Source organism: Halalkalibacter alkalisediminis, assembly GCF_028610705.1.
GTDB classification, from domain to species: Bacteria; Bacillota; Bacilli; order Bacillales; family Bacillaceae_D; genus Halalkalibacter; species Halalkalibacter alkalisediminis.
In genome coordinates this window covers 1-1,143 of sequence record NZ_JAQQWT010000121.1, presented here as the reverse complement: position 1 = coordinate 1,143, position 1,143 = coordinate 1, and the positions used below count along the sequence as shown (strand labels likewise).

Below are 1,143 nucleotides of genomic sequence, written 5' to 3'. Positions count from 1 at the left end.
CCTTTTAAAGTAGCTGTCATCGCATGTGTTAATAAGCTCTTACACTGGATCTACGCCCTATTAAAAAGCAAGAGTGCTTTCCAAGATATAGCTTAAACTCTATATCTAACTAAATAACACAAAACCTTCCAAAAGTGTCTAATTGGAAGGCTATTTGGTATACGCATGTTTAGTATATCATGGCTGATTTAAGATTTTTATTGAAAAATGTTGACAAACTATTAGCTGGTTTACTTCAACAAAAAATTGATTGTAAACAATAAATAAGTCAAAATAGTACCGTCAATAGCATTGTGAATATTATAATTAAAATGGCAGCCCAAACGAATATTCCTCCAAGAGTGCTTTTTGGTTTCTTTAGAGAAGACTCGTATTCATTCTGAAGTTTTTGCTGATGATGCTCATCTGGAGGTATGTACACTGTGTACGTTGGGTTGGCTACTCTGCTACCGTGATATAATGTCTTATATAACGGGAAAGCTGAAATAAACAACACTATCGCCACTCCAAACGCAACCATTTTGATTAATTCAAGGTTTAGTTCCTGTTTGATTAAAAATGTTATCAAAGCTATTAGTATATAAATTCCTATTGAGATAACTAAACCGTAGAGAATGTTTGCTTTCAAATTTAACCCTCCAAACTGAAATACATCTACTAAAATTATAATACAACTTAATTTTTCCTATTTTGTTAACCTGCCCCGTTGCAGAAGATAAGCGATTTAGTCTAAAATAAACTATTTATCAATATTTATTAATTGTTGCTCCTAATGATGAAGCTCTTATAAATTCTTTACTCTGATATTCTCTTAGTTCATTAGCAGTTCCAGTTAAAACAGCCCCAATAATATGAACCTCTTCAGGAATTAATTTAGGATTATCTTCTTTTAACATCTCTAACAAATCATTAGCAATATCGCGATGATATGAACTTGACTGTATTTCTTCATGCCTTAGTTGATTAATAAAAAATTCAGGATTGCTCCAATCGGTTAAACTGTTATATGGGTATCCGTATACTTGACCACTACGAAAAGTAGAAGGGAAATCTCTCTCTTCTTGCCGCTGCATCATTTGTATGTTTTCCTCATATTCTACATCAACCCAAAGCCATTCTGTATGGTTTTTATTTAGCATCTCT

The 1,143-nt window shown here is 32.5% G+C and carries 2 protein-coding genes; both read right to left on the bottom strand.

All coding sequences use genetic code 11. The features are described 5' to 3' along the window. Positions 1-268: 268 nt before the first annotated feature. Positions 269-628 (bottom strand): hypothetical protein, encoded by a 360-nt coding sequence (locus PQ474_RS26140; protein WP_273848506.1) that lies wholly within the window; start codon positions 626-628, stop codon positions 269-271. 118 nt (positions 629-746) lie between these two features. Beyond that, positions 747-1,143, bottom strand: a 397-nt coding sequence (locus PQ474_RS26135; protein ID WP_273848505.1) for an anti sigma factor C-terminal domain-containing protein, incomplete at its 5' end; no start/stop codon positions are given.